The sequence below is a fragment of the Bifidobacterium sp. SO1 genome (assembly GCF_018555335.1).
Classification (GTDB): Bacteria; Actinomycetota; Actinomycetes; order Actinomycetales; family Bifidobacteriaceae; genus Bifidobacterium; species Bifidobacterium simiiventris.
The window spans coordinates 33,925-52,359 of sequence record NZ_JAFEJR010000018.1; the positions used below are offsets into that span (position 1 = coordinate 33,925).

General features: G+C 53.8%; 18 protein-coding genes. 13 read left to right on the forward strand and 5 right to left on the reverse strand.

Annotation, left to right across the window (positions count from 1 at the left end; genetic code table 11):
* Positions 1-22 precede the first annotated feature (22 nt).
* Complete coding sequence (locus tag JS541_RS12185; RefSeq protein ID WP_214374754.1) at positions 23-1,123, forward strand: hypothetical protein; 1,101 nt, start codon at positions 23-25, stop codon at positions 1,121-1,123.
* Between the two features lie 53 nt (positions 1,124-1,176).
* On the opposite strand, the gene JS541_RS12190 is transcribed toward JS541_RS12185, so the two are convergent.
* The 3 genes from JS541_RS12190 to JS541_RS12200 form a co-directional block, all read right to left on the reverse strand.
* A complete protein-coding gene (locus tag JS541_RS12190) occupies positions 1,177-1,554 on the reverse strand; it encodes a hypothetical protein (protein WP_214374755.1) in 378 nt (125 codons plus the stop codon).
* Positions 1,551-1,928 (reverse strand): hypothetical protein, encoded by a 378-nt coding sequence (locus JS541_RS12195; RefSeq protein ID WP_214374756.1) that lies wholly within the window; start codon positions 1,926-1,928, stop codon positions 1,551-1,553. The genes JS541_RS12190 and JS541_RS12195 overlap by 4 nt, the downstream gene beginning before the upstream one ends.
* A gap of 174 nt (positions 1,929-2,102) precedes the next feature.
* Complete coding sequence (locus JS541_RS12200; protein WP_214374757.1) at positions 2,103-6,677, reverse strand: InlB B-repeat-containing protein; 4,575 nt, start codon at positions 6,675-6,677, stop codon at positions 2,103-2,105.
* A gap of 303 nt (positions 6,678-6,980) precedes the next feature.
* On the opposite strand from JS541_RS12200, the gene JS541_RS12205 reads away from it, so the two are divergent.
* The 3 genes from JS541_RS12205 to JS541_RS12215 all read left to right on the forward strand — a co-directional run bounded on the left by JS541_RS12205 (position 6,981) and on the right by JS541_RS12215 (position 10,168).
* Positions 6,981-8,264, forward strand: a complete 1,284-nt coding sequence (locus JS541_RS12205) for an RNA-guided endonuclease TnpB family protein (protein ID WP_214374758.1) — start codon at positions 6,981-6,983, stop codon at positions 8,262-8,264.
* Between the two features lie 6 nt (positions 8,265-8,270).
* Entirely contained in the window at positions 8,271-8,678 is a 408-nt protein-coding gene (locus tag JS541_RS12210; RefSeq protein WP_214374759.1) for a hypothetical protein, read from the forward strand.
* Between the two features lie 212 nt (positions 8,679-8,890).
* A complete protein-coding gene (locus tag JS541_RS12215) occupies positions 8,891-10,168 on the forward strand; it encodes a DUF2815 domain-containing protein (protein WP_214374760.1) in 1,278 nt (425 codons plus the stop codon).
* 90 nt (positions 10,169-10,258) lie between these two features.
* Here JS541_RS12215 and JS541_RS12220 read toward each other — a convergent pair whose 3' ends face one another.
* Entirely contained in the window at positions 10,259-10,858 is a 600-nt protein-coding gene (locus JS541_RS12220; RefSeq protein WP_214374761.1) for a 3'-5' exonuclease, read from the reverse strand.
* 203 nt (positions 10,859-11,061) lie between these two features.
* On the opposite strand from JS541_RS12220, the gene JS541_RS12225 reads away from it, so the two are divergent.
* The 4 genes from JS541_RS12225 to JS541_RS12240 all read left to right on the forward strand — a co-directional run bounded on the left by JS541_RS12225 (position 11,062) and on the right by JS541_RS12240 (position 14,504).
* Positions 11,062-12,240 (forward strand): hypothetical protein, encoded by a 1,179-nt coding sequence (locus JS541_RS12225; RefSeq protein WP_214374762.1) that lies wholly within the window; start codon positions 11,062-11,064, stop codon positions 12,238-12,240.
* A 142-nt stretch (positions 12,241-12,382) separates the two neighbouring features.
* Positions 12,383-12,760, forward strand: coding sequence for a hypothetical protein (locus tag JS541_RS12230; protein ID WP_214374763.1), 378 nt, complete (start codon positions 12,383-12,385; stop codon positions 12,758-12,760).
* A 290-nt stretch (positions 12,761-13,050) separates the two neighbouring features.
* On the forward strand, positions 13,051-13,644 hold the full coding sequence (locus JS541_RS12235) for a hypothetical protein (RefSeq protein WP_214374764.1): 594 nt from the start codon (positions 13,051-13,053) through the stop codon (positions 13,642-13,644).
* A 113-nt stretch (positions 13,645-13,757) separates the two neighbouring features.
* A complete protein-coding gene (locus JS541_RS12240) occupies positions 13,758-14,504 on the forward strand; it encodes a hypothetical protein (RefSeq protein WP_214374765.1) in 747 nt (248 codons plus the stop codon).
* Positions 14,505-14,556: 52 nt separating this feature from the next.
* On the opposite strand, the gene JS541_RS12245 is transcribed toward JS541_RS12240, so the two are convergent.
* Positions 14,557-15,051, reverse strand: a complete 495-nt coding sequence (locus JS541_RS12245; RefSeq protein ID WP_214374766.1) for a hypothetical protein — start codon at positions 15,049-15,051, stop codon at positions 14,557-14,559.
* A 202-nt stretch (positions 15,052-15,253) separates the two neighbouring features.
* Here JS541_RS12245 and JS541_RS12250 point away from each other — a divergent pair, with 202 nt between their 5' ends.
* The 5 genes from JS541_RS12250 to JS541_RS12270 all read left to right on the forward strand — a co-directional run bounded on the left by JS541_RS12250 (position 15,254) and on the right by JS541_RS12270 (position 17,566).
* Positions 15,254-15,481, forward strand: a complete 228-nt coding sequence (locus JS541_RS12250) for a hypothetical protein (RefSeq protein WP_214374767.1) — start codon at positions 15,254-15,256, stop codon at positions 15,479-15,481.
* A gap of 88 nt (positions 15,482-15,569) precedes the next feature.
* Entirely contained in the window at positions 15,570-15,875 is a 306-nt protein-coding gene (locus tag JS541_RS12255; RefSeq protein ID WP_214374768.1) for a hypothetical protein, read from the forward strand.
* Positions 15,872-16,387, forward strand: coding sequence for a hypothetical protein (locus tag JS541_RS12260; protein ID WP_214374769.1), 516 nt, complete (start codon positions 15,872-15,874; stop codon positions 16,385-16,387). The genes JS541_RS12255 and JS541_RS12260 overlap by 4 nt, the downstream gene beginning before the upstream one ends.
* Positions 16,323-16,979: a hypothetical protein gene (locus tag JS541_RS12265; RefSeq protein ID WP_214374770.1), complete on the forward strand. Its 657-nt coding sequence runs from the start codon at positions 16,323-16,325 to the stop codon at positions 16,977-16,979. The genes JS541_RS12260 and JS541_RS12265 overlap by 65 nt, the downstream gene beginning before the upstream one ends.
* On the forward strand, positions 16,970-17,566 hold the full coding sequence (locus JS541_RS12270; RefSeq protein WP_214374771.1) for a putative molybdenum carrier protein: 597 nt from the start codon (positions 16,970-16,972) through the stop codon (positions 17,564-17,566). Before JS541_RS12265 ends, JS541_RS12270 begins: the two co-directional genes overlap by 10 nt.
* Positions 17,567-18,435 lie beyond the last annotated feature (869 nt).

Consider the following 18,435-nt stretch of genomic DNA (forward strand, 5'->3'; position numbering starts at 1 on the left):
CTTGGAAAGGGGCTTTTCTATTATGACGAATCAGCAGCTTGCGGAGATCGCACGTCAACGGCATCGTGACCAGTATGGTCGGTTTATGGATGAGAATGGTGCGTTGATCGTCAGCGGTCAACAGTTGGCCCAATATGTGAACCGTGATGATAGTGAACGGTCGGAAGGGATGCTGTCCGGTAAAGAGAAGGAATCATACGTCCGCCAGCTTGCCGCTGAACGCGGTCGCAAGTGGGGGATGAACGAGCAGGAAAGCCAACAGTTCGCCGACATCATGGCATCCTGCAACAATTACGTCCGCCTATCCGACGGGCGAACCGTGGAACTGTTATTCCAGCCGCCGGTAGTCTACTACCAGTCTGATTCGGATACAAGCCGGGAAGCTCACGACCGGTTCATGCGGGAGAACCTGAAGCATCGTCGGAACCTGAACGTGGACGCTTGGGAGAATCTTGGAAATGATGCCGGACGACCATACCTGACCAAGTTCAACCAGACGGCGGCAGATGATGACCCCGCCCGAATCCTCAACTATGGGAGCCGGGATGAAAACGAGCCGGATCGTCGGTATTTGACGGATGAGGATATGCTTCGTCTCAGCGATGCCGAACAGTTAAGCCGCCAACAATACGTCACGTTCTTGGAAACCCAATGGGCTGAACATACGACAGGAAAGCATCACGAGATCACGGATGACCGACCGCAATTGGAAGAAAATCCTGCTCCGCAAGAACATCCGCTCTCGGAACGGCAAACAGTGGACGAGAGCCGTCCTTCAGCCGATAAAGAGGTTGACGATTCCATCTATCTCGCCAGCGAAGCATTGCAAAACAGCGAGGATACCGACCAACCCGATGCCCCTGACGATCATAGTGAAACCGTTCCCGATGAGGGGAGTCAGGAGGATCAGCCGGATGTTTACACGACAATGGGCTACGATCCGGAACATTTGCCATCCGTAAAGAGAAACGGAACCGCTCGCAAGCATTCCAATGACCGGTTCGCTACAACGAATGGCAATGATTGGAAGCCTTCGCTATCCTTTGATAATCGCAGTCATCGCTCAGGCAGAATCATGGTCAAAGCACTCTCCTGCTTTATCAAATTCGTTTGGAGAATCTGACAGTTCGAGTACCATGCAGCCTACCGTTTCTGTCTTGTCTGAAATCTGCCGCATTATCGTGACGCAAGCATTCGCCGGTAGAAATCCTGCGGTTTGTGCCTCGCGCCGAACCCTTTGACTGCGATTCCGTCGATGGTGATCCGATAGACGATTCGCATGTCCGCTTTCTCACGTTGTCCTTTGCGATGCTGGAAGTGATAGGAGTCCCAACCTTTTAGCCGGTACAGCAATGGAGTCCCACTGACTTGCTTGTTGATCAACTGTTCCAACGCTTTGCTGACCGCAAGCACCGCCGATTGAAAATCCTCTTCGTCTGGCCATGCTTGGGCGAGGAGGACGACATCATCAACCAGATCGTCAGCATTCATCGCTAACCCATCGATTTGGCTGATGATGCGGATCGCGTCGATGATCTGCTGTTCGGAGATCACTGCTGACTCTCACCGTCCTTGAGAATACCGAGCAGTTGTTTCTTACGATTCTCGAAACTTGCGATCGCAGTATTTTCCAACGCCTGACCGGATTGGAGTGTAGTCCGGTTCTTTCTTGCATCGAACAATTCCTGGGCGGAAAGAGTCTCCAGTTCCGCTTCAGATCGGTCGAGTTCATCCAACAGTTCTTTCATCGCGTCAGCGGACAGGATAAACGCCATCGTGTCTGAACGGTCGACGAGTTCCAGAATGCCTTTGTCGGAGAGTTCCTGACGCCACTTGTTGCCGCGACTGAGATCGGTGAGAGTGATCCGGGAGCCCTTTTGAGCGGCGACTTGGAGCGCGTCGGCTCTTTCTTTGACTGTGAGTGCCATCGGTGCCTCCTTGTTGGACTTCTTACATTTTACTACACAAAACAATCTGAACTTAGTGTGTATTTTTTGCAAAACTCTAAAAAAACTCTAAAACCTGCTATCAAACGATCGATAGAAAAATGGGTCGGTTCACAGAGAAAAATGCGAACCGACCCATTCATTCAGGATTGCCGTCTAACAGCGTTTCAGCACGAACACAGCAACGGCAAGACTGGTCAAGGCAATGGCGCTGAAAGCGGCGAGAGTGATTGCCGAGCCGGTTTCAACGAGTTTTCTGCTGACTGTTTCTTCTTTTCGAGAGTCGGAGTCAGTCGGCTTGTTTGACTTGTGGTTTTCGTTCGGACTTGCCGGCTCCTGATTTGGATCATTCGTTTCGGTCTTGGAATCATCCGGCGTGGGTTTATTGTCTGGTTTATTCTCCGGCTGGTTTTCTTCCGGAGTAGTTGGCTGCTGATCATCATCCGGTTCGATTGGAGTTTTCTCCCATTGGGCGTCCAGTTCGATGATCGTGTCAGCGGTCGCGGTGAGGTTTCGTACGGTTGTCTCGTTCTTGTACAGGGTGCTGTTTGTGGTCTTCCAGCCGGTGAACGTGTAACCATCCCGCGTGAAGACATTGGCCGGGAGTTGAAGCTCCTTGTCGTAGGTGGCGGTGAGATCATCCATGCTGCCGGTCGCATTATCTGCGTTCTTGTTGAACCGGATCATGTAGCTGATCGGCGTCCATTGGGCGGTGAGCGTCAGATCGTCGGTGACGGTGATCTCGGCACCGGACTGGAGCATGGTGTTGTCACTGGTCTTCCAGCCGGTGAACGTGTAGCCGACGCGCTGGAACGCGTTGGACGGGATCATCAGTTTCCCACCATAGGTGCCGGTGATCGGCGTCATACTGCCGGTCGTATCCTTCACACCGGGATCGAAGCTCACCTTGTACTGGTTTGCCTCCCATATGGCGGTGAAGGTGAGCGAACCGGTGACGGTGACCTGTTCGCCCGGCTTGTGGATGTTGCCGGTCATATCCTTCCACCCGGTGAACGTGTGCCCGGTGAGCGTATACCCGTTGTCGGGCAGAGTGATGGTCTTCCCGTAGGTTGTGGTGATGCTGGCGGTGTCTCCGGTCGCCTTATCCGAACCGTTCTCGAACTTGACCGTGTACTCGTCGGCCTTCCACTGGGCGGTGAACGTCATGCCGGTGGTGACGGTGATCTTGTCGCCCGGTTGACGAATGGTTCCGGCCGTATCCTTCCATCCAGTGAACGAGTATCCGGTTCGTGCATACTTGTTGTCCGGCAGGGTGACGGTTTGACCGTGTTCGACATTGACCGGGGTGACGGTGCCGGTGGTCTTGTCCGCTCCCGGCTCGAACTTGACCGTATACTCGTTGATCTTCCACACGGCGGTCAACGTCAGATCATTGGTGACCTTGATCCTGCTGTCCGGCAGATGGGTTTTTCCAGTCTGATCCTTCCATCCGGCGAACGTGTACCCTTCGAGCCGATACTGGTTGGCGGGGATGGTGATCGTGGTCCCATAATCCACGGTCTGATCAGTCATACTGCCGGTCGCGTTTCCATTGCCCTTGTCGAAGCGAATGGTGTGCCGGTTCGCCTTCCACACGGCGGTGAGCGTGACCGTATCGTCCGCCTTGTCGGTGAGCGCATCATGCTCGCCCGGCTGGATGATCCGACCATCCGCCAGCCTCCACCCGGCGAACGAATAGCCGGTACGGGTGAACGAAGCGTCCGGAATGGTGGATTTTCCGTCCAGGTTCGCGGTGACATCACTCATGCTGCCGGTGCCGCCATTGCTGTCGAACCGGATGATGTACGTGTTTTTCGCCCATTGGGCGGTGAGCATGATGTTCTTACCGGTCGGACTAATCACGTCACCGGGCTGATATCCATTGGTGGGTTGGCTGTTCCATCCGTCGATGCTCCAGCCGACCGGCTTCTTTCCCGAAAGCGTGTACTTGATGTCGGGGATGGTGACGGTCACGTCTTGGTACATTTGGGTGATCGGCATGCTGCCCATAACGTTGCCCGCACCCGGGTCGAAGGAAAGCAGGCCAGCTTCGGTGGCCGTCGGAGCTTTCACGGTTTCGACCTTCAGCGACTTGATCGGGAACGACCCGTATCCGTTGACCCAGTTCACCTTCGACGTGTACACGTGACTCGTGCCGGTCAGATTCTCACCCTCATACAGGGTGATCTTCAACCCGGCCGGCACGTTGAGACTGCTGACCTTCTCGTAGATTTTGCCGAGCTGTCCGGCTCCGTTGTAGGTACCGACGTTGAACATGACCTTGTTGCCGACCCCGTAGTCGGGACCGTAAATCTGATCATGAACAGCAACCTGACGACTGTCCGTGAACGTGGCCGAACCGATCCGACTGGGGAGCCTGCCGGCCTTGTAGGCGATCGCCCTGACCGTGAGCGGACTCGACGTAATCGGAATACTGCCGCCCGTGTAACGGATGCCATTGTCGACCGATGGCTCGCTCCCGTCCAACGTATAGTAAATGTCCGAATTGATGTTCTGATCAGTGATCGCAAACGCCAAACTCCCATCATCAGCCTTCACCCCATGAACGATCGGACGCAGCGCGGCGCTCGCGGACTTGCCGTCCGTGGGGGAGAGGGTGAATTGGAGGCTGCCGCCCGTCCAGTCCAACGTGTCCACGTGAACGGTTTTCGGAGTCGTCGTATACCCGTCGAGCAGGATCGTGATCGTGGATGGCGGAAGGTTCTTCAACGTGGCCTTCCCGTAAGAGAGTTTCACATCATACGGTTGCTTGCGCGTATCATCCGGCGTGACCCGTACGGTCGTCTTGTCCACATTGCTCTTGTCGGTGGCGGCGACCTGAATGTTCACGTCCGCCGTGGTCTTCACCGTAGCGGCGGGGGATGGGTTGATTCGACTGTCGTATGCGACGACCGTATACTCGGGCAGTTGCTTCGGCGTATCGACGGTAAACGTGCCATCGATCGACCATGCGATCTCCTTGCCGTCCTTCAGCAGCATGTATCCGGAAACGGTGGCTGCTTCCTTGGAACCGGACGGATAGGCGGCTTTGACGGTAAGATTGCCGTCTGTGTTTCGGCTGGTGGTGAGTGACGGCGCTGAGGTCTTCTTGTCGAACAGACTGGCTCCGTTGATTTCCTTCACGTCGGCGTCGATCGAATACAGTTCGACCCGGTTCGAAAGCTTCGGATATTTGGAGGTGTACTCCTTGGTTGCGTCGGTGACGGTCATTCCGTACCTGCCCATGACCTCGCTCATGTCGAAGCCCAATGCGTCCGAGTAGGCGCGTGCGGCCGCGTCATACACGCCGCCGATGTTGTTGTATTTGCCGGGGTTGCGGCGCACTTGCCGGTAGACGGCTCCCAATCCACCGTATTTGTTGACCTGCTGGGCGAGTTCCCGCGTATAGCCGGAACCGTTGCCGTAATCGTAGTTCGAGTAGTCGTATTGGTCGAACCAGTGGAGCGTGTTGAATCGGGCGGTCACGTCATACCAAATGTCACCCCACTTGGATTCGACGTTCGGGTTCGAGAGCCGGTCGTTCACGTACTGGGTGAGCTGCTTCTGCGCCGTCAGGACGCCTGTATGGTAGACGCCGGTCGCAAACTTCGACCCGTCGACCATCTTCACGAGGCCAGCATTCCGCCGACCCCACATGCTGATGAGATTGTTCGTCTCCTCGGCACGGGTCAACGGCGCAATATCCAGCATGTGCCCGAACTCGTGATCATTACCCCAACCGTGCGTACCATCCACGCTCGTGGCGACGCCGGGGAACACGCTCTCCGGCAGATGGTACATCGTGAACCATGCGAACATGGTCGACGGATTCGTGAGATTCTGCGTCAACTCCAATACGATCTTCATCCGGGTCGGCTGCTGTTTTACGTCCGTATCATCCGCGTCGAAGCCGAGAACCTGATCGAAGTAAGCAAGACGATCCGTCGACACCTTGTAGACATTGTTGATCCAATCGACCGCCTGCTGCTCGGTGGTGATGTCCTTCAACACGTCCACAAGTTTCGCCGCACGCAGCTCATACACCATGCGACCCACTGTGATGGCCGTCGCGTCCATGCCCAAAGCCGGGTTCGTGTTCAACTCTCCGGCCTTCGTGTCGACGCCTTTGGTCACATAGTCGCGCAACTCTTGCAAGTACTGCCAGAATGCGGCCGGATCGGCTGGATCGTACTCGTATATCGGATATCGGCCGAGCGATGGCTTGCCGTCGGAACCGTTCTCGTTTTCGACGGTGACCGTGGCCTTGTCGCCGCCGTCGTTGCGAATGTAAAGCACCTGACCGACCAGACGGTTGCTCGTATCGTATTCGATCTCGTTCACGCCCGCTTTGAGGATGCCACCGTCGACGGCGCGAACCTGCGCGTAATTGTTCTCATCCACGCGCCCCACCTGACGATGCACCCACGTGACATTCGGCCGCGCCGCATCCGTGGTCAACGTCAGTTTGAACTTGGCTTTGATGCCGGGACGAATGTAGTAGCCGGTCCAGTCCGCGTTCTCGAACTGGAAGCTCTGCTGAGTGCGGTTCTTGTCGGTGTCTTTGCTGCCGATCGTGGACAAGTTGATGGTCGTACTGGTTGTCTGCCTAGTGGAATCTGTGACGCTCGTGGTCTGCCCGGTGTCCGGTGCGGCGTTCGCCGTCGCGGCTAATCCCAGTGGCATGGCGGCTATGAGTGGAATGGTGATGAGCGTTGCTGCCGTTCGGCGCATTACGTTCCCTTCTTCTGGCTTGGATGGACTGGTTTTTAGGTTATCGAATGGTAGTGGGTGGAATGTCGCTTGGTTGGGAATCTGTATTTATACCAACATTGTGTTATAATGTGAATGTCCACATAAAAGAGCGTTGCCACCCAGGCAACACCAAAGAACAGGGAGATTCATCCCTTTTGTTGGCGCGGATACCCCGTCCGTGAGGGCGGGGAGGAAGCGCCCTACCCCTCCCCATATTTTCAATAATATGCTATAATGATACATGTTATTGAAGTCTACTGTTTGTCGGGAAGGAGCAACCATATGGCTGAGATCACGCTCACCTACAAGCTGCTCCTCCAACCCGATGCCCGACAATCCGTTCTCCTATCCCGTACGTGCGACGCGTATTTGCAGGCGTGTGATCTGGTCAGCCGGACGGCTCGCGAGCATCGGACCTTGAAACAGAAGGAACTCAACAAGCTCACCTATCGGGAAACCCGCTCCAAATACGGGTTGGGCGCTCAAATGGCCCAGTCGGCCATCATTCGCGTGATCGGCAACTATCGGACCATCAAGGAAAACCACGGGTCCCCGTGGAAAACCAAAGAGGCTCCACGCTACACGTCCGCCGGCTACGATCTCGTGTGGAACCGCGACTATTCGATCCTGTCGGACGGCCGGTTCAGCGTGAACACGTTGGACGGTCGGATCAAATTACGGGTCGACTGGTCGCATGTGCCGGAAGACCGGCGGCGTGGACGCTATGGGACGGCGCGGCTCCTGTCGCGCAACGGAAAATGGCTGTTGAACGTTCCCGTCACGTTCACCATCCCCGACGCCCAAATTCCACGCAACATCATGGGCGTAGACTTGGGCATGAGGTTCCTCGCCGTATCCTACGACTCCTATGGCGTCACATCCTTCTTCAACGGGAAGGAGGTGACACAGAAACGCGCGCAATACAAGGCGTTGCGCACCCAGTTGCAGAAACGTCAGACCCGAAGCGCGAGAAGACGGCTGCATAGCATCGGCCGGCGAGAAAACCGTTGGATGAGCGACCTGAACCATCAGGTCGCGAAGGCACTCGTCAACCAGTGCAAGCAGCCCACGCTCCTCGTATTGGAGGATCTGAAAGGCATCCGCAACACCACCGAACAGGTGAAGAGAAGCCGACGCTACGTACAGGTGTCGTGGGCGTTCTACCAGTTGCGCCAGCTGATCGAATACAAGGCCAAGCTCAACGGGCATACGGTCGTCTATATCGACCCCGCCTACACGAGCCAAGCCTGTCCGATCTGCGGGCAAGTCAGGAAGGCGAACAGGAGGAAGACCCGACACGAATACGTGTGCGCGAACTGCGGCTACCGGTCGAACGACGACCGGATCGCCGCGATGAACATACGCCAATGCGGCTACATGACCGTGTTGGATTCCATAACCGGCACGCCGATTATGGAGGGGCGCAGTCAATCGTCCCCTGATGTTCCGCCAGCATCCCCAGTAATAAGGGAGGGCAATAAAGGCAGGAGGCAACTCTCCGACAGGAGAATGCCAACCATGGTTACTGCCGGGCAGGGACAAGCCTCGACCGTAAGGTCGAGGTAGTTGACCATGAGCACTCGCAGCGGAATCGCAATCAAAAACCAGAACGGCACCTACAGTTGGATTTACTGCCACTACGACGGTTATCTGGAAGGCGTCGGCCAAACACTCCTCGACCACTACCAGAATCGGCAGCAGATCGAATCGCTCATGAGCCTCGGCGATATCTCTTGGCTGGGAGAGGTTCCCGAAGATCCCGGATTCATTTGGGACGCAAAGCGAAACCTGTTCCCGCGCAAGAATGAGACGCCGAGAGGATATCATGAGCGTTACGATAAGGAGTTCGGGAAGTGGGAGCATTGGACGCTATCGTATAGGTCTCGCGGCGAGTTTCTTCCGGCGCAGACCGTCAACTCCTATGCTGAGCTTTCGTATGTTCAAGCGTTCGGATCAGGCGTTCCTGTATGTTTGGGATGAGAAGAACGGTTGGCGCGTCAAGGATCATGATCGTCGTATCACGAAGGTTGCCGATCGTCTCGCCTAAGCGGCTGTAGTTTTTGTCACGGTTGATGGGTTGTCCGCCAGTCCACCCACCGTGTTATATTGAAAAAGTCCACATAAAAAAGATCGTGACAGTCCCCAAACCCCACAAAACAGGAACCAGACTGTCACAAAGGAGGCAAAACATCATGACCACCGAACTCATCACCCACGCCAAAACCCGCGTCATCCAAATGGGCTTCCCCAAACTCTACGAAGCCTTAGCATTCAAGGAAAACAAGGACGAGGCCAAGACCGACAACAAGGACAATAAGGTCAACGACAAGGACAATAAGACCGAAAAGACCAGTGGCGGCAGCGGCCGATCCTACGGTTTTCCCGTTCTACTCGACAAAGACAATCCCGAGCATATGCAGACCGTTGAAATCCTCAAAAAGCTCAGCAAAAACGCGCAGAAAAAGGCCATCAACTCTAGGCTATGGGGCAAGAAGGATCGACTTGCGGCGCACGACGGACTCAAGGACGTTGACGAAGACGAAATCCTCGACGGCGACAAGACCGTACTCATGGTCGACAAGTATCCGAACCGAGCCAACCATTATTACGTTAACTTCAACCGTAGCGAGAAGAAAGGTCGCCCTGGCATTCGTTATATCGATGAAACCGGTCAGCTACGAGAACTTCCCAAGCCAAGGCTTGATGCTGCTGAAGTACTGAAAGCCGCGGAAGATGAGCTGGAAGATGCACGTATTGAAGCCGATGAGGCAGACGAAACAGAGCGGGAAGATGCGGAGAATCGTGTTCTCGCCGCCGAAAAGAATCTCGAGGAAGCCAAGGCATACAATGCCGAAGCTAAGAAAATCAAGGCTTTTTGGGATGAACTCGTATACCCCGGACAGAATGTGCAGGCGTCCGTCACGGTTAGCGCTTGGAAAAGCCCGAACGGCGGCAGCGGAATCAGCTATCGACTGGATAATCTCACCATTGTCGGCGGTGGCACTCGCAGCGGCGGTTTCACCTACGATGAGGACTTCACCGACGATGATATCTCGGCTCTGATCGCTTGGCGCGACAATCATCTGAATGCGAAATCGTCCCCGTCTGACGCTGAAGCTGCATTGCTGGCCGAAGATGATGATGAGGATATTGATATCGATGTGGATGAGGCTACTGGTGAAGTGGCCTCCAAGCCGCGTCGCAAGGCTAAGCCTGTCGTTATGGACGAGGATGAAGACGAGGAAGAGGAACCGCGTCCGCGTAAGCGTGCGATTACTCGTCGTCGTAAGCCCGTCGAGGATGTTGACGACACTGATGACGAGGATGAAGAGGCTCGCCCGGTCAAGCGTTCTACCACCCGTCGTCGTAAGCAGGTGGAGGTCGAAGACGATTACGACGATGATGAGGATGTGGACGAGGAGTTCCAGCCGCGTCGCCGTCGCAAGGCGAGTGAGGATGATCTGTTCTGATCTTCTGATCAGTTAACAGTTTGGGGGATACGGTTTTGATTGACGTATCCCCCATTTTTGTTTCCCGGAGCCGTTGATCGCCTCGCTTGGTTAACGGTTTTTCTTGGACAGAAAATACTCCTTGCACATGATCTGATACAACGCTTGCTCCTGTTTCGCGTCAGCTAACGCGCGATGCTCTTCGACTTCGCCCACATGGTAGCGTTTGATCAGATCGGCAACCCGGTGGTGTCGGATTTCCGGGTGGATGCTGCGACTCATTTCCAACGTGTCAAGGAACGGGTGATCGAACTGCGGCCGGTTGGGCCATGTTTCCGTGGTGGCATAGTCGAGGAATTTAAGGTCGAAGGTCGCGTTGTGTGCGAGGATCGGGGTATCGAAGCCTAGCCATTTCTCGAAGTCTTTCATGGTTGGGCCAACGGTTGGCTGGTCGAGTATGTCGGCGGTGGTGATGCCGGTGAGTTGCGTGATGTGCGCTGGTACCGGCATGAGTGGGTTGATGAGTTGGCTGTAGGTGTCGATGATCCGGCCTTTTTGGACTTTGACTGCGCCGATTTCGATGAGTCGTGCGCCTTTATATGGGTCGATGCCGGTGGTTTCGGTGTCGAGCACGACGTAGTCGATGAGCGGTGCGTCGAGTGGTGGGATTCGGCGTGGGTCGGTGCTTTGGTATTTGTCCCAGTAGTTCATGTTGGTGCTCGGTTTCCTAATGTTTATGTGGATAGTTTCAGTTTAACACATAGGATAGTGTTCGGACGGTTTCGCTGTTTTCCGCTTTTTGGGGATTGTTTGGGTTGGGTCTGTGCTTTGAGATGTCCTCTCTCGTGTTATACTGAATACGTCCACATAAAAGAGTGGTGTTACACAACAACACCCAAACAAGGAGAACCATAATGACCACCAACACGCTCCCCAAGCTCACCCAAGCCCAGTGGAAAACCCTCATCGAATACGCCGACATCAACCAAACCATCCCGTTCCCCACACGAAACACGCTCAACGCGTTCATTCGACAGGGACTCGTGGAAGCTGGCGGTTGGATCAACGGCAAGTTCACCGACAAAGCCCGTCAGATCCTCGAACAGGTCGAAACTACCGCCCGTAACAAGGGCAAGCTGCCCAAAGCGGTGCGCATGACCCTTGCTGTGGAAAAACCGCTCCTCGTCATCGATGACAGCGATGGAGAAGTGCAGTTGACGGCCATCAGCCATATTCTCCGAGTTGATGATGATCTTATGAGCCGTTTCGCCGTTGACCCACGTGAAAACGTGCGTATACGTATGGCGAAGATCGCCACCAACGAACAGACGCGATTTTTCGACAACGAGCACTCAGTAGACGTGCTGTACGCATTAGGCAGCGCGCACTATCCGTGGCTCCAGAAACAGGCGGAAAGATTCATCGAGTCCAATGATTCCCGACTGCATCGACTCCTCATCAACAATGATGTACTGACTCGGGAACAGTTGAACCGAGTTATCGACAAGCATCTTGTCGACCTTCTGATCGTAGGCAAATTCTACGACTTCAACGAGGAACGATACCCGGAACGACTAAAGCTCACCGATCAAGAACTCACGAAGATCCTTCATGATGGCACCGGAGACGCGCAATCCTTCCTTCTCAGCCGTAGCTTCGCCAGTCAACGGTTGCAAAATCTTATCGACGATAAAATGGTCGACCATTGGTGCGAGAACGGTGATTCGCAGATTCTGGAAGCGTTGATTCGTCGTACCAGTTCAAATGAGAAGCTGACTCCGGAACGTATCAGCATGATCGTCAACCGTCATATCGTGGACGGGATTCTGATCCAGTACCTGTGGCTTGAACTGTCCAACAAGCAGATTGAGTCGATGATCCGTCACGCGATCGAAACCAACGATACGGACACTCTGGAACAGGCCGGAAACATGCGCCGCCCATTCACGCACACGATGATCCGCCTTCTGTCCGGTAAGTCTCGAATCTTCGACAATCGAATGCAACAGTTCGCAGACAATGTGAACGAACTGTTCGCAACCCCGGTCGCTGACATGGCATCGATCATCAACTCGTACGTCAAGGAGAACTGACGATTTGGTTCTGATGTCATTCCCTCACTTAAACGTTTTTACTGCCTGAAGTGGGGGGGTGGCATCAGAACCAACTGTTTTCCCAAGTCCGAGTAACCTCTTTTATTAGTTAATCTGGATTTAAACACATATTGGAGAATCTATGACAATCGAAGCAATCCAACTCGAAAGCACCAAGCATTATCGGATAATGCGGAAGCTCAACGCAAACAACGCTCTCGTCACCTATCTCGTCGTCGGATACCGTCAGGCGAACGATCCGATCGTCTGGCCTCCAGATGTAACGGTTCATGTGGTCGACCGTCCGTCGGGTCGAGTCAACATTGCGATACGTGAGATCGGTCGACCTGTCGGATTGCTGAGTGTCGACCGGTATGCTGCGATTGTTGACTATGAGTTGCGAATCCGTGTCGAATTGCAGCAGATCGTTGCAATCATTGGGCGTGATCTGCGTTCACTGTCGACCGGACAAACGGAGCCGGTCAATGCCCATAATTCCGTGAACAGTGAGCAAGGCTGATAATGGCCGGTAATCCATTAGCTTTCGGCCCGAACCGTCTAATCGCTCTCGCATCCACTCCAGCCGCCGAACCGGACATTGCTCTTGTGGATCATGCCGCACACAAGTATCGGTACGGTCTCGACTATCGGGAAGTACTGGAAGGCGAACAAGACAGTCTCATGGCAACGCCGTTAATGTCGTTCCGGCATCGCTTGACAACCGAAGAGGATGTAATCGGACTCCAACTCGCCTACCATACAGTGCAGCAACGGTTCTCCCGACGTACACCGTCCAGTCGGAGACTGGAAATGATCAACCAGCACACACACAAGGACAAAACCGGTGCGATCTGCGCGTATATCAATGGTCTCGTCACCGATTACGCGCTCACACCTGACGGGAAACTGGGGCGTATCTGCCTGACTTCACCCGGCATCACGGATAATCCGTTCTATCCGAACGTGAAGCATCCGTTCGACTCGCACTTATGGCTTCGTGCCGACCTGCTGGATGTGATGGGCGATTACGCGGACCCCGCCGATCCGAATCCAGAAATCCACAATCAGACTGACGATCATTCCGGTTGCCTGTACATTGGTGACCTGTTGGTGATCGCCGCCCGTATCAACTCCTACCGGTCGCACGGGCGACGCAAGCTCGGCGTAGGAGAGTGGACCCCATTGGGCCGATCCTTGCAATACGGTTTCACCGGTGTAGACAACCGCACGAAAGTCAAAGCGGTGCCGATGCATTTGATCAAGCACATGCGCGTGCTCAAACTCACGAAGGATGGTACGCCATTGTGGGCTGACGCGCACATGTTGGAACGTGAGATTGCTCGATGGAAGAAACAGTTTCCGGATTCGGCGGATGAGATGCGCGTGACCGTGACGATCCACTAGTTTTTCTCTTGGTTTTCCAGTTCAAGTCAGGTTGCCTGTGATCGTTTGGATAGTTTGGAAAAAACAGAATTTTCGTTTGGAATTTTCCAAACCTCGATCACAAAGGAACCATCATGGACGAGGAACAACCTTGGGTACAAGTCAAAAAAGACGACACACCCATCGAACAAATGACCATCATGCCCGGCCTAGAACCAACCACACGAGAAAAAACACGCAACCGGAAACTCAGCGCATGGTTCCCAACCGTGGAAAGCATCAGCCGTGTCACCGTCGAACAGTTCCGCGTCCTCACCGGTTGGAGTAAGGATCGCGCGTACGCATTGCAGGAGGAAACGTTAAAGTCCTACGGTGTGACGTTCACTCCACTGTCAAAATGCGAGTTCATGCGCTTAGGTATCATCCGCCCATCATTGCGCGTGAACCTGTACCGGTTGAACCTGTACACGGTTCGACAGTTGGAAGCGTTATCGTTGAACGAACTGTTGGATATGATCGGCAATAATCCGAAAGTGCGGATCAGTGCCGTTGGTATTGCGGCGATCGAAAACGCCATGTACTCGAAGCGGAAGCATTGGCGTGAGGAACCGTTGGACGGATACAATCTTTGGCTGTTGCGTAATCGTAAGGATGGTACGGCGATTCCCAGTGCGGGTGTGAACTCGCATGATTTGGAGACGGGCTTGCCGTTGTTGGATGACGAGCAGTGTCGAGAAGTGCGGAAACGGTTGTTGTTGGATCGTCGTGGGCAATTGTTGGAGAAGCTTGATTTGATTGACGAGGAGTTGGTGAGGTTGGCTCCGGGTATTGAATTGGAGTTTCGGCATTGCCGCAAGGACGCGGAAGCGGAAGACAAGTAGCAACAAAAATGGGGAACGTCAACAAGTGGCGTTCCCCATTTGGTTCAGCGCGTTAGCTCATCTTGATGAGCTGGAACACGCTCCAGACGAGCATGTTCTCACGCATGAGGTCGATCGTCTTACGCACCCACCAGTTTTCGATCAGATCAACCTGCGGAGTCTGCGGGTTAACGCAAGCGTGTGCGATCTGCGAGGTGATCAACTCCGGCAGATTCTTGAGCGGCTTGTACAAGAGTCGAGTCTGGATACGTGCCGCAAACTTCGGGTAGGCGACCATCGGAGTGTTGAGCGGCGTTTCTTCGATCAGAATCGTACCGGGAACATAGGCACGTTCGTCGTTGCTCAACGGGCACGCGATCACACTGTCGTCGTCGTACACGTGAAGGATCAGAACGTACTCGTTGTAGTCGTCAGTCACATCACTGTCCGGCTGGGAGGCAAGCCAGATATCGCCGCGCTGTGGGCCGTTGATCTTCTGGCGTGCGATGCGCTCGGGGGAGTCGAGGTCGTCACCGGTCGGCTGGATGAGGATGAGGTTGTTGTTCATCGGATTGCTCCTTTGGTCGTGGGATATCAGTTGGTTGATATCCGCTTTATGTGGACATTTGGAATAACCGGACAGTTTTGTTCGACTGTCATGTTCGGCGTGTCGTGCAGATTGGGGTGCTCGGCAATAAATATGTTATACTGAATATGTCCACATAAAAGAGTGTTGCGGTACTACAACACAACAAACAAGGAGAACCAACATGAACATCATCGTCCCCGAATACATTGACTGCGAGCGCAAGAGTTGCAACGACAATCCCGGTACCATGTACTACCTCAAAGACAAGCTCGATGAATCACTTGCGCGTAAGTATCGGCATCATGCGATCGTGCATACCGGGATCACAACGTATAAGTATGCGCCGGAGCAGAAGTTCGACTTCATTTGGGTGTCCGATAAAGCGAAGAAGAGTGTTCGGTATGCGTGAGGTTTGATTGGGTGAGTGATTCTTTTCGATCGTCTTATCTTCGTTTGGTTTTTGTTTCGATTGATCATCAAAGGAAAGGAAAATAATCATGAGTGATTATCGTCAGCGTGCGGAAGCGCTTCTTCGGCAGGTGGAAGCATATTTGCAGGGGATACCGGATCAGTCTCTTCGTGTTCAGGTTGCGCAAGTGTATGCGACGTTGGAGTTGGCTGAGCAGACTCGTTTGCAGACGTTGTTGTTCTGTCGTCAGTTCGGTGATATCAGTGATTCGGCAATGAGCATCAGACATGCGGTTGATGAGTCGCAGAATCTTGGCGTTGATTGCATGGAAGCGCTCACCGATGATGATCTGAAGACGCTCGGCATCAACAAGGATACGGAACACTTCGGATGACGAACAGTCACCTGCTGTCACAGTTGGCTGAGTCAATTACCGTTGCTCAGCTTGTGAATCTGCTACGGGATGGGGATGGCGTGGTAGATGATTTTGTCTGCTGCGCCAACCCGACCCGTGAGCAGATCGATTTGATCATTCCCCTGCTGTCGGAGAATCCGAAAGCCTTTCGCTCTGATCCGGCGACCGTCGCCTATCATCTGATCGCATCCAAACAATGCACGGTCAGCCAGTTGAAACAGTTGATCGGCTGGTGCGATCATATCGGCACGTGGCAACTGTTGGTCGAACAGTATCCCGGTGGTGAGCCGGAGGTTTGTCGTATCGCCGGCGAATGGTTGAGCGTTCGATATGCGAAAGAGATTCCGGAATCTCTCATGATCGAATGGGCGAACCGGACCGTCAGAGATGATGACAGGTTCGCCGCTCGTCAGATGATGTACCGTCATGATGTGCCAGAACAGGCGGTCAACATGTTCGCGCGGAAAGGATGGAAGCGCCATGAGTGGTGAACGACAGGTTGAAGTGTTGTTGGAAACGTTGCTTGCTGATATCGACGCGGACAATAGGCCAACCGTTGAGCAGGTTGCTCTTGCTGCTCGGATCATCGACCGGAATACTGACGGTCGTGTGACCGTGCCGGAATGGTTCGACGTGTCCGCGAACGCGATTCGCGTACCGGTGTCGAAGCTGATCGAACATGTCGCGCAAACTCGCATGGACTCCACCATGATAGGGAACAATGCTGGTTCGTCTCATAGGCGTGACCATTGGTTTGCGTTACGATTCTGGACCGACTGGCAGAACATCGAACACCGGTTGACGTCGATCATTCATGCGGTGGACGGTACGACGAGTTGCGTGGTTGATAAGGCTCGTTTCCTCATGAACACTCGTTACAATGAACTCACCGGACACTCGTTCACCGGGTTCGATCGGACGGAAGAATCGTATTGGATTCCCGTGCATGGTGAGTGGGGTGAGTGGCGGCGGATCGTTGACCAGTGCGTGATCGACAAGTGGGATATGACGGTTGCGATGATCATTCTTCGTCTCACCGCTGATGCCATGAGTGATCGACAGGATGTTGAATCATGCGATTGATCGTCAACAGTGGGGGACAGGCCGGCGTGGATCGCGGCGCATTATTGGCGGCGTTGGATGCGCACGTCGAGTATTCGGGTTGGGTGCCGAAAGGCGGCAGGTGCGAGGATCGTGTCATGCTGCTCGCTGGGTTCCCCGAGTTGAAAGAGACGGAAAGTAGTGAGTATCCGAAGCGTACCGAGTTGAACGTACGTGACACGGATGCGACGATCATCGTCACGCCGAACGGTCGTTTGGATTCGCCCGGCAGTAGGTTGACCGGCCGATGGTGTGAACGATTGGGCAAACCGTATCGGGTTTGTATCCCGTCCCGGTTGGCGGATTGTCTGCTTGTCTTGTTGCGTAACTGGCATCAGCCGGTGTTGCGTGTGAACATTGCGGGAACTCGTGAGAGTCGCTGTCCGGGATTGCAGATGACTGTGTATCACGCGGTGTTGGATACGTTGACTCAGGCTCGACGGCTTGGATTATTGGAATGGCATGCCGAGTCCGTTGAACAGTCGCCTGTTCCGAAGGTAGGCGAGGGGAATGTGGTTGACAGCGACCCTACTAACGGGGGTACTGTGGATCAGCCGACGTTGTTCTGACCGCCCATATTCCGGGATATCGTTTCGGAAAGTACCCTATTTCACGTTTCAAGACTGGAATAGAGTATGAGTGATTGTGCTTGTGATTTTGTCTGATTGATTAGCTGAGTTTAAGAGTGTCTGGTTAGTCCTGTTTGAGGACGGTTAGATGAATGATGCTGCGCCGATAGCGGCTCGCCTCATATGACTATTAGGTTCAGACAGTACATCATATGGGATGACTGCCTGAAGGACTATTAGCACTAGTGGTAAGTGCTGCTTGTGTTCGATGTTGCTGTTGCTGTCGTGTGGGTGGTTGAGTGAGTTGACTATTAGGTCCTGCTGTTCCAGCGTTGTTAGGTTGGTTGGTGATGTTGCGTTGCGTGGGTGGTTGCGTTGGGCTGACTGTTAGGTGTGCGTGGTTGCGTGTGCTGAGACTGTTACGAAAGATGGTTTGTATTGTTGCGTGAGTGCGTGTTGGGATTGTGTTGTAGCTTGCTGATGTGGTTAACTGCTAGTTCTTGTTAGATGAAGAGTGCCGATGTTTCTGGGTTGACGAGTTGAGTTGATCAGAGAGATTAGATTCAGTTTATTGTTTGTTCGGGTTGGTTTTCTTTGGTCCTTTCTTTTCGCTGATGAGCTTGTTGTCATGTTCTTCTCTTTTTGGCTTTCTGGTTTTTCTTGCTTCTTCTTTTTGATTGAGCTTACCGTTGACTGATCTTCGAGAATTGATTTTAGAGATTGAGATTTGCTTTCTTCACTGTTGAATTGGGGGAACGCTTTCCCATGAGACCAACCGCGCCGGGCCGGCCGCACGAGTGAACAACAGTGGCGGTCAGACATACGCGGTCATGAAAACCGGCGTAGGATCATCCACATCACGTTCACGG

What these genes read in the sequence shown, in the direction of transcription:
- JS541_RS12185 (WP_214374754.1), top strand. Translation starts at nt 23, where the DNA reads ATGACGAATCAGCAGCTTGCGGAGATCGCACGTCAACGGCATCGTGAC.
- JS541_RS12195 (WP_214374756.1), bottom strand. Translation starts at nt 1,928, where the DNA reads ATGGCACTCACAGTCAAAGAAAGAGCCGACGCGCTCCAAGTCGCCGCT.
- JS541_RS12200 (WP_214374757.1), bottom strand. Translation starts at nt 6,677, where the DNA reads ATGCGCCGAACGGCAGCAACGCTCATCACCATTCCACTCATAGCCGCC.
- JS541_RS12205 (WP_214374758.1), top strand. Translation starts at nt 6,981, where the DNA reads ATGGCTGAGATCACGCTCACCTACAAGCTGCTCCTCCAACCCGATGCC.
- JS541_RS12210 (WP_214374759.1), top strand. Translation starts at nt 8,271, where the DNA reads ATGAGCACTCGCAGCGGAATCGCAATCAAAAACCAGAACGGCACCTAC.
- JS541_RS12215 (WP_214374760.1), top strand. Translation starts at nt 8,891, where the DNA reads ATGACCACCGAACTCATCACCCACGCCAAAACCCGCGTCATCCAAATG.
- JS541_RS12220 (WP_214374761.1), bottom strand. Translation starts at nt 10,858, where the DNA reads ATGAACTACTGGGACAAATACCAAAGCACCGACCCACGCCGAATCCCA.
- JS541_RS12225 (WP_214374762.1), top strand. Translation starts at nt 11,062, where the DNA reads ATGACCACCAACACGCTCCCCAAGCTCACCCAAGCCCAGTGGAAAACC.
- JS541_RS12230 (WP_214374763.1), top strand. Translation starts at nt 12,383, where the DNA reads ATGACAATCGAAGCAATCCAACTCGAAAGCACCAAGCATTATCGGATA.
- JS541_RS12235 (WP_214374764.1), top strand. Translation starts at nt 13,051, where the DNA reads ATGATCAACCAGCACACACACAAGGACAAAACCGGTGCGATCTGCGCG.
- JS541_RS12240 (WP_214374765.1), top strand. Translation starts at nt 13,758, where the DNA reads ATGGACGAGGAACAACCTTGGGTACAAGTCAAAAAAGACGACACACCC.
- JS541_RS12245 (WP_214374766.1), bottom strand. Translation starts at nt 15,051, where the DNA reads ATGAACAACAACCTCATCCTCATCCAGCCGACCGGTGACGACCTCGAC.
- JS541_RS12250 (WP_214374767.1), top strand. Translation starts at nt 15,254, where the DNA reads ATGAACATCATCGTCCCCGAATACATTGACTGCGAGCGCAAGAGTTGC.
- JS541_RS12255 (WP_214374768.1), top strand. Translation starts at nt 15,570, where the DNA reads ATGAGTGATTATCGTCAGCGTGCGGAAGCGCTTCTTCGGCAGGTGGAA.
- JS541_RS12260 (WP_214374769.1), top strand. Translation starts at nt 15,872, where the DNA reads ATGACGAACAGTCACCTGCTGTCACAGTTGGCTGAGTCAATTACCGTT.
- JS541_RS12265 (WP_214374770.1), top strand. Translation starts at nt 16,323, where the DNA reads ATGATGTGCCAGAACAGGCGGTCAACATGTTCGCGCGGAAAGGATGGA.
- JS541_RS12270 (WP_214374771.1), top strand. Translation starts at nt 16,970, where the DNA reads ATGCGATTGATCGTCAACAGTGGGGGACAGGCCGGCGTGGATCGCGGC.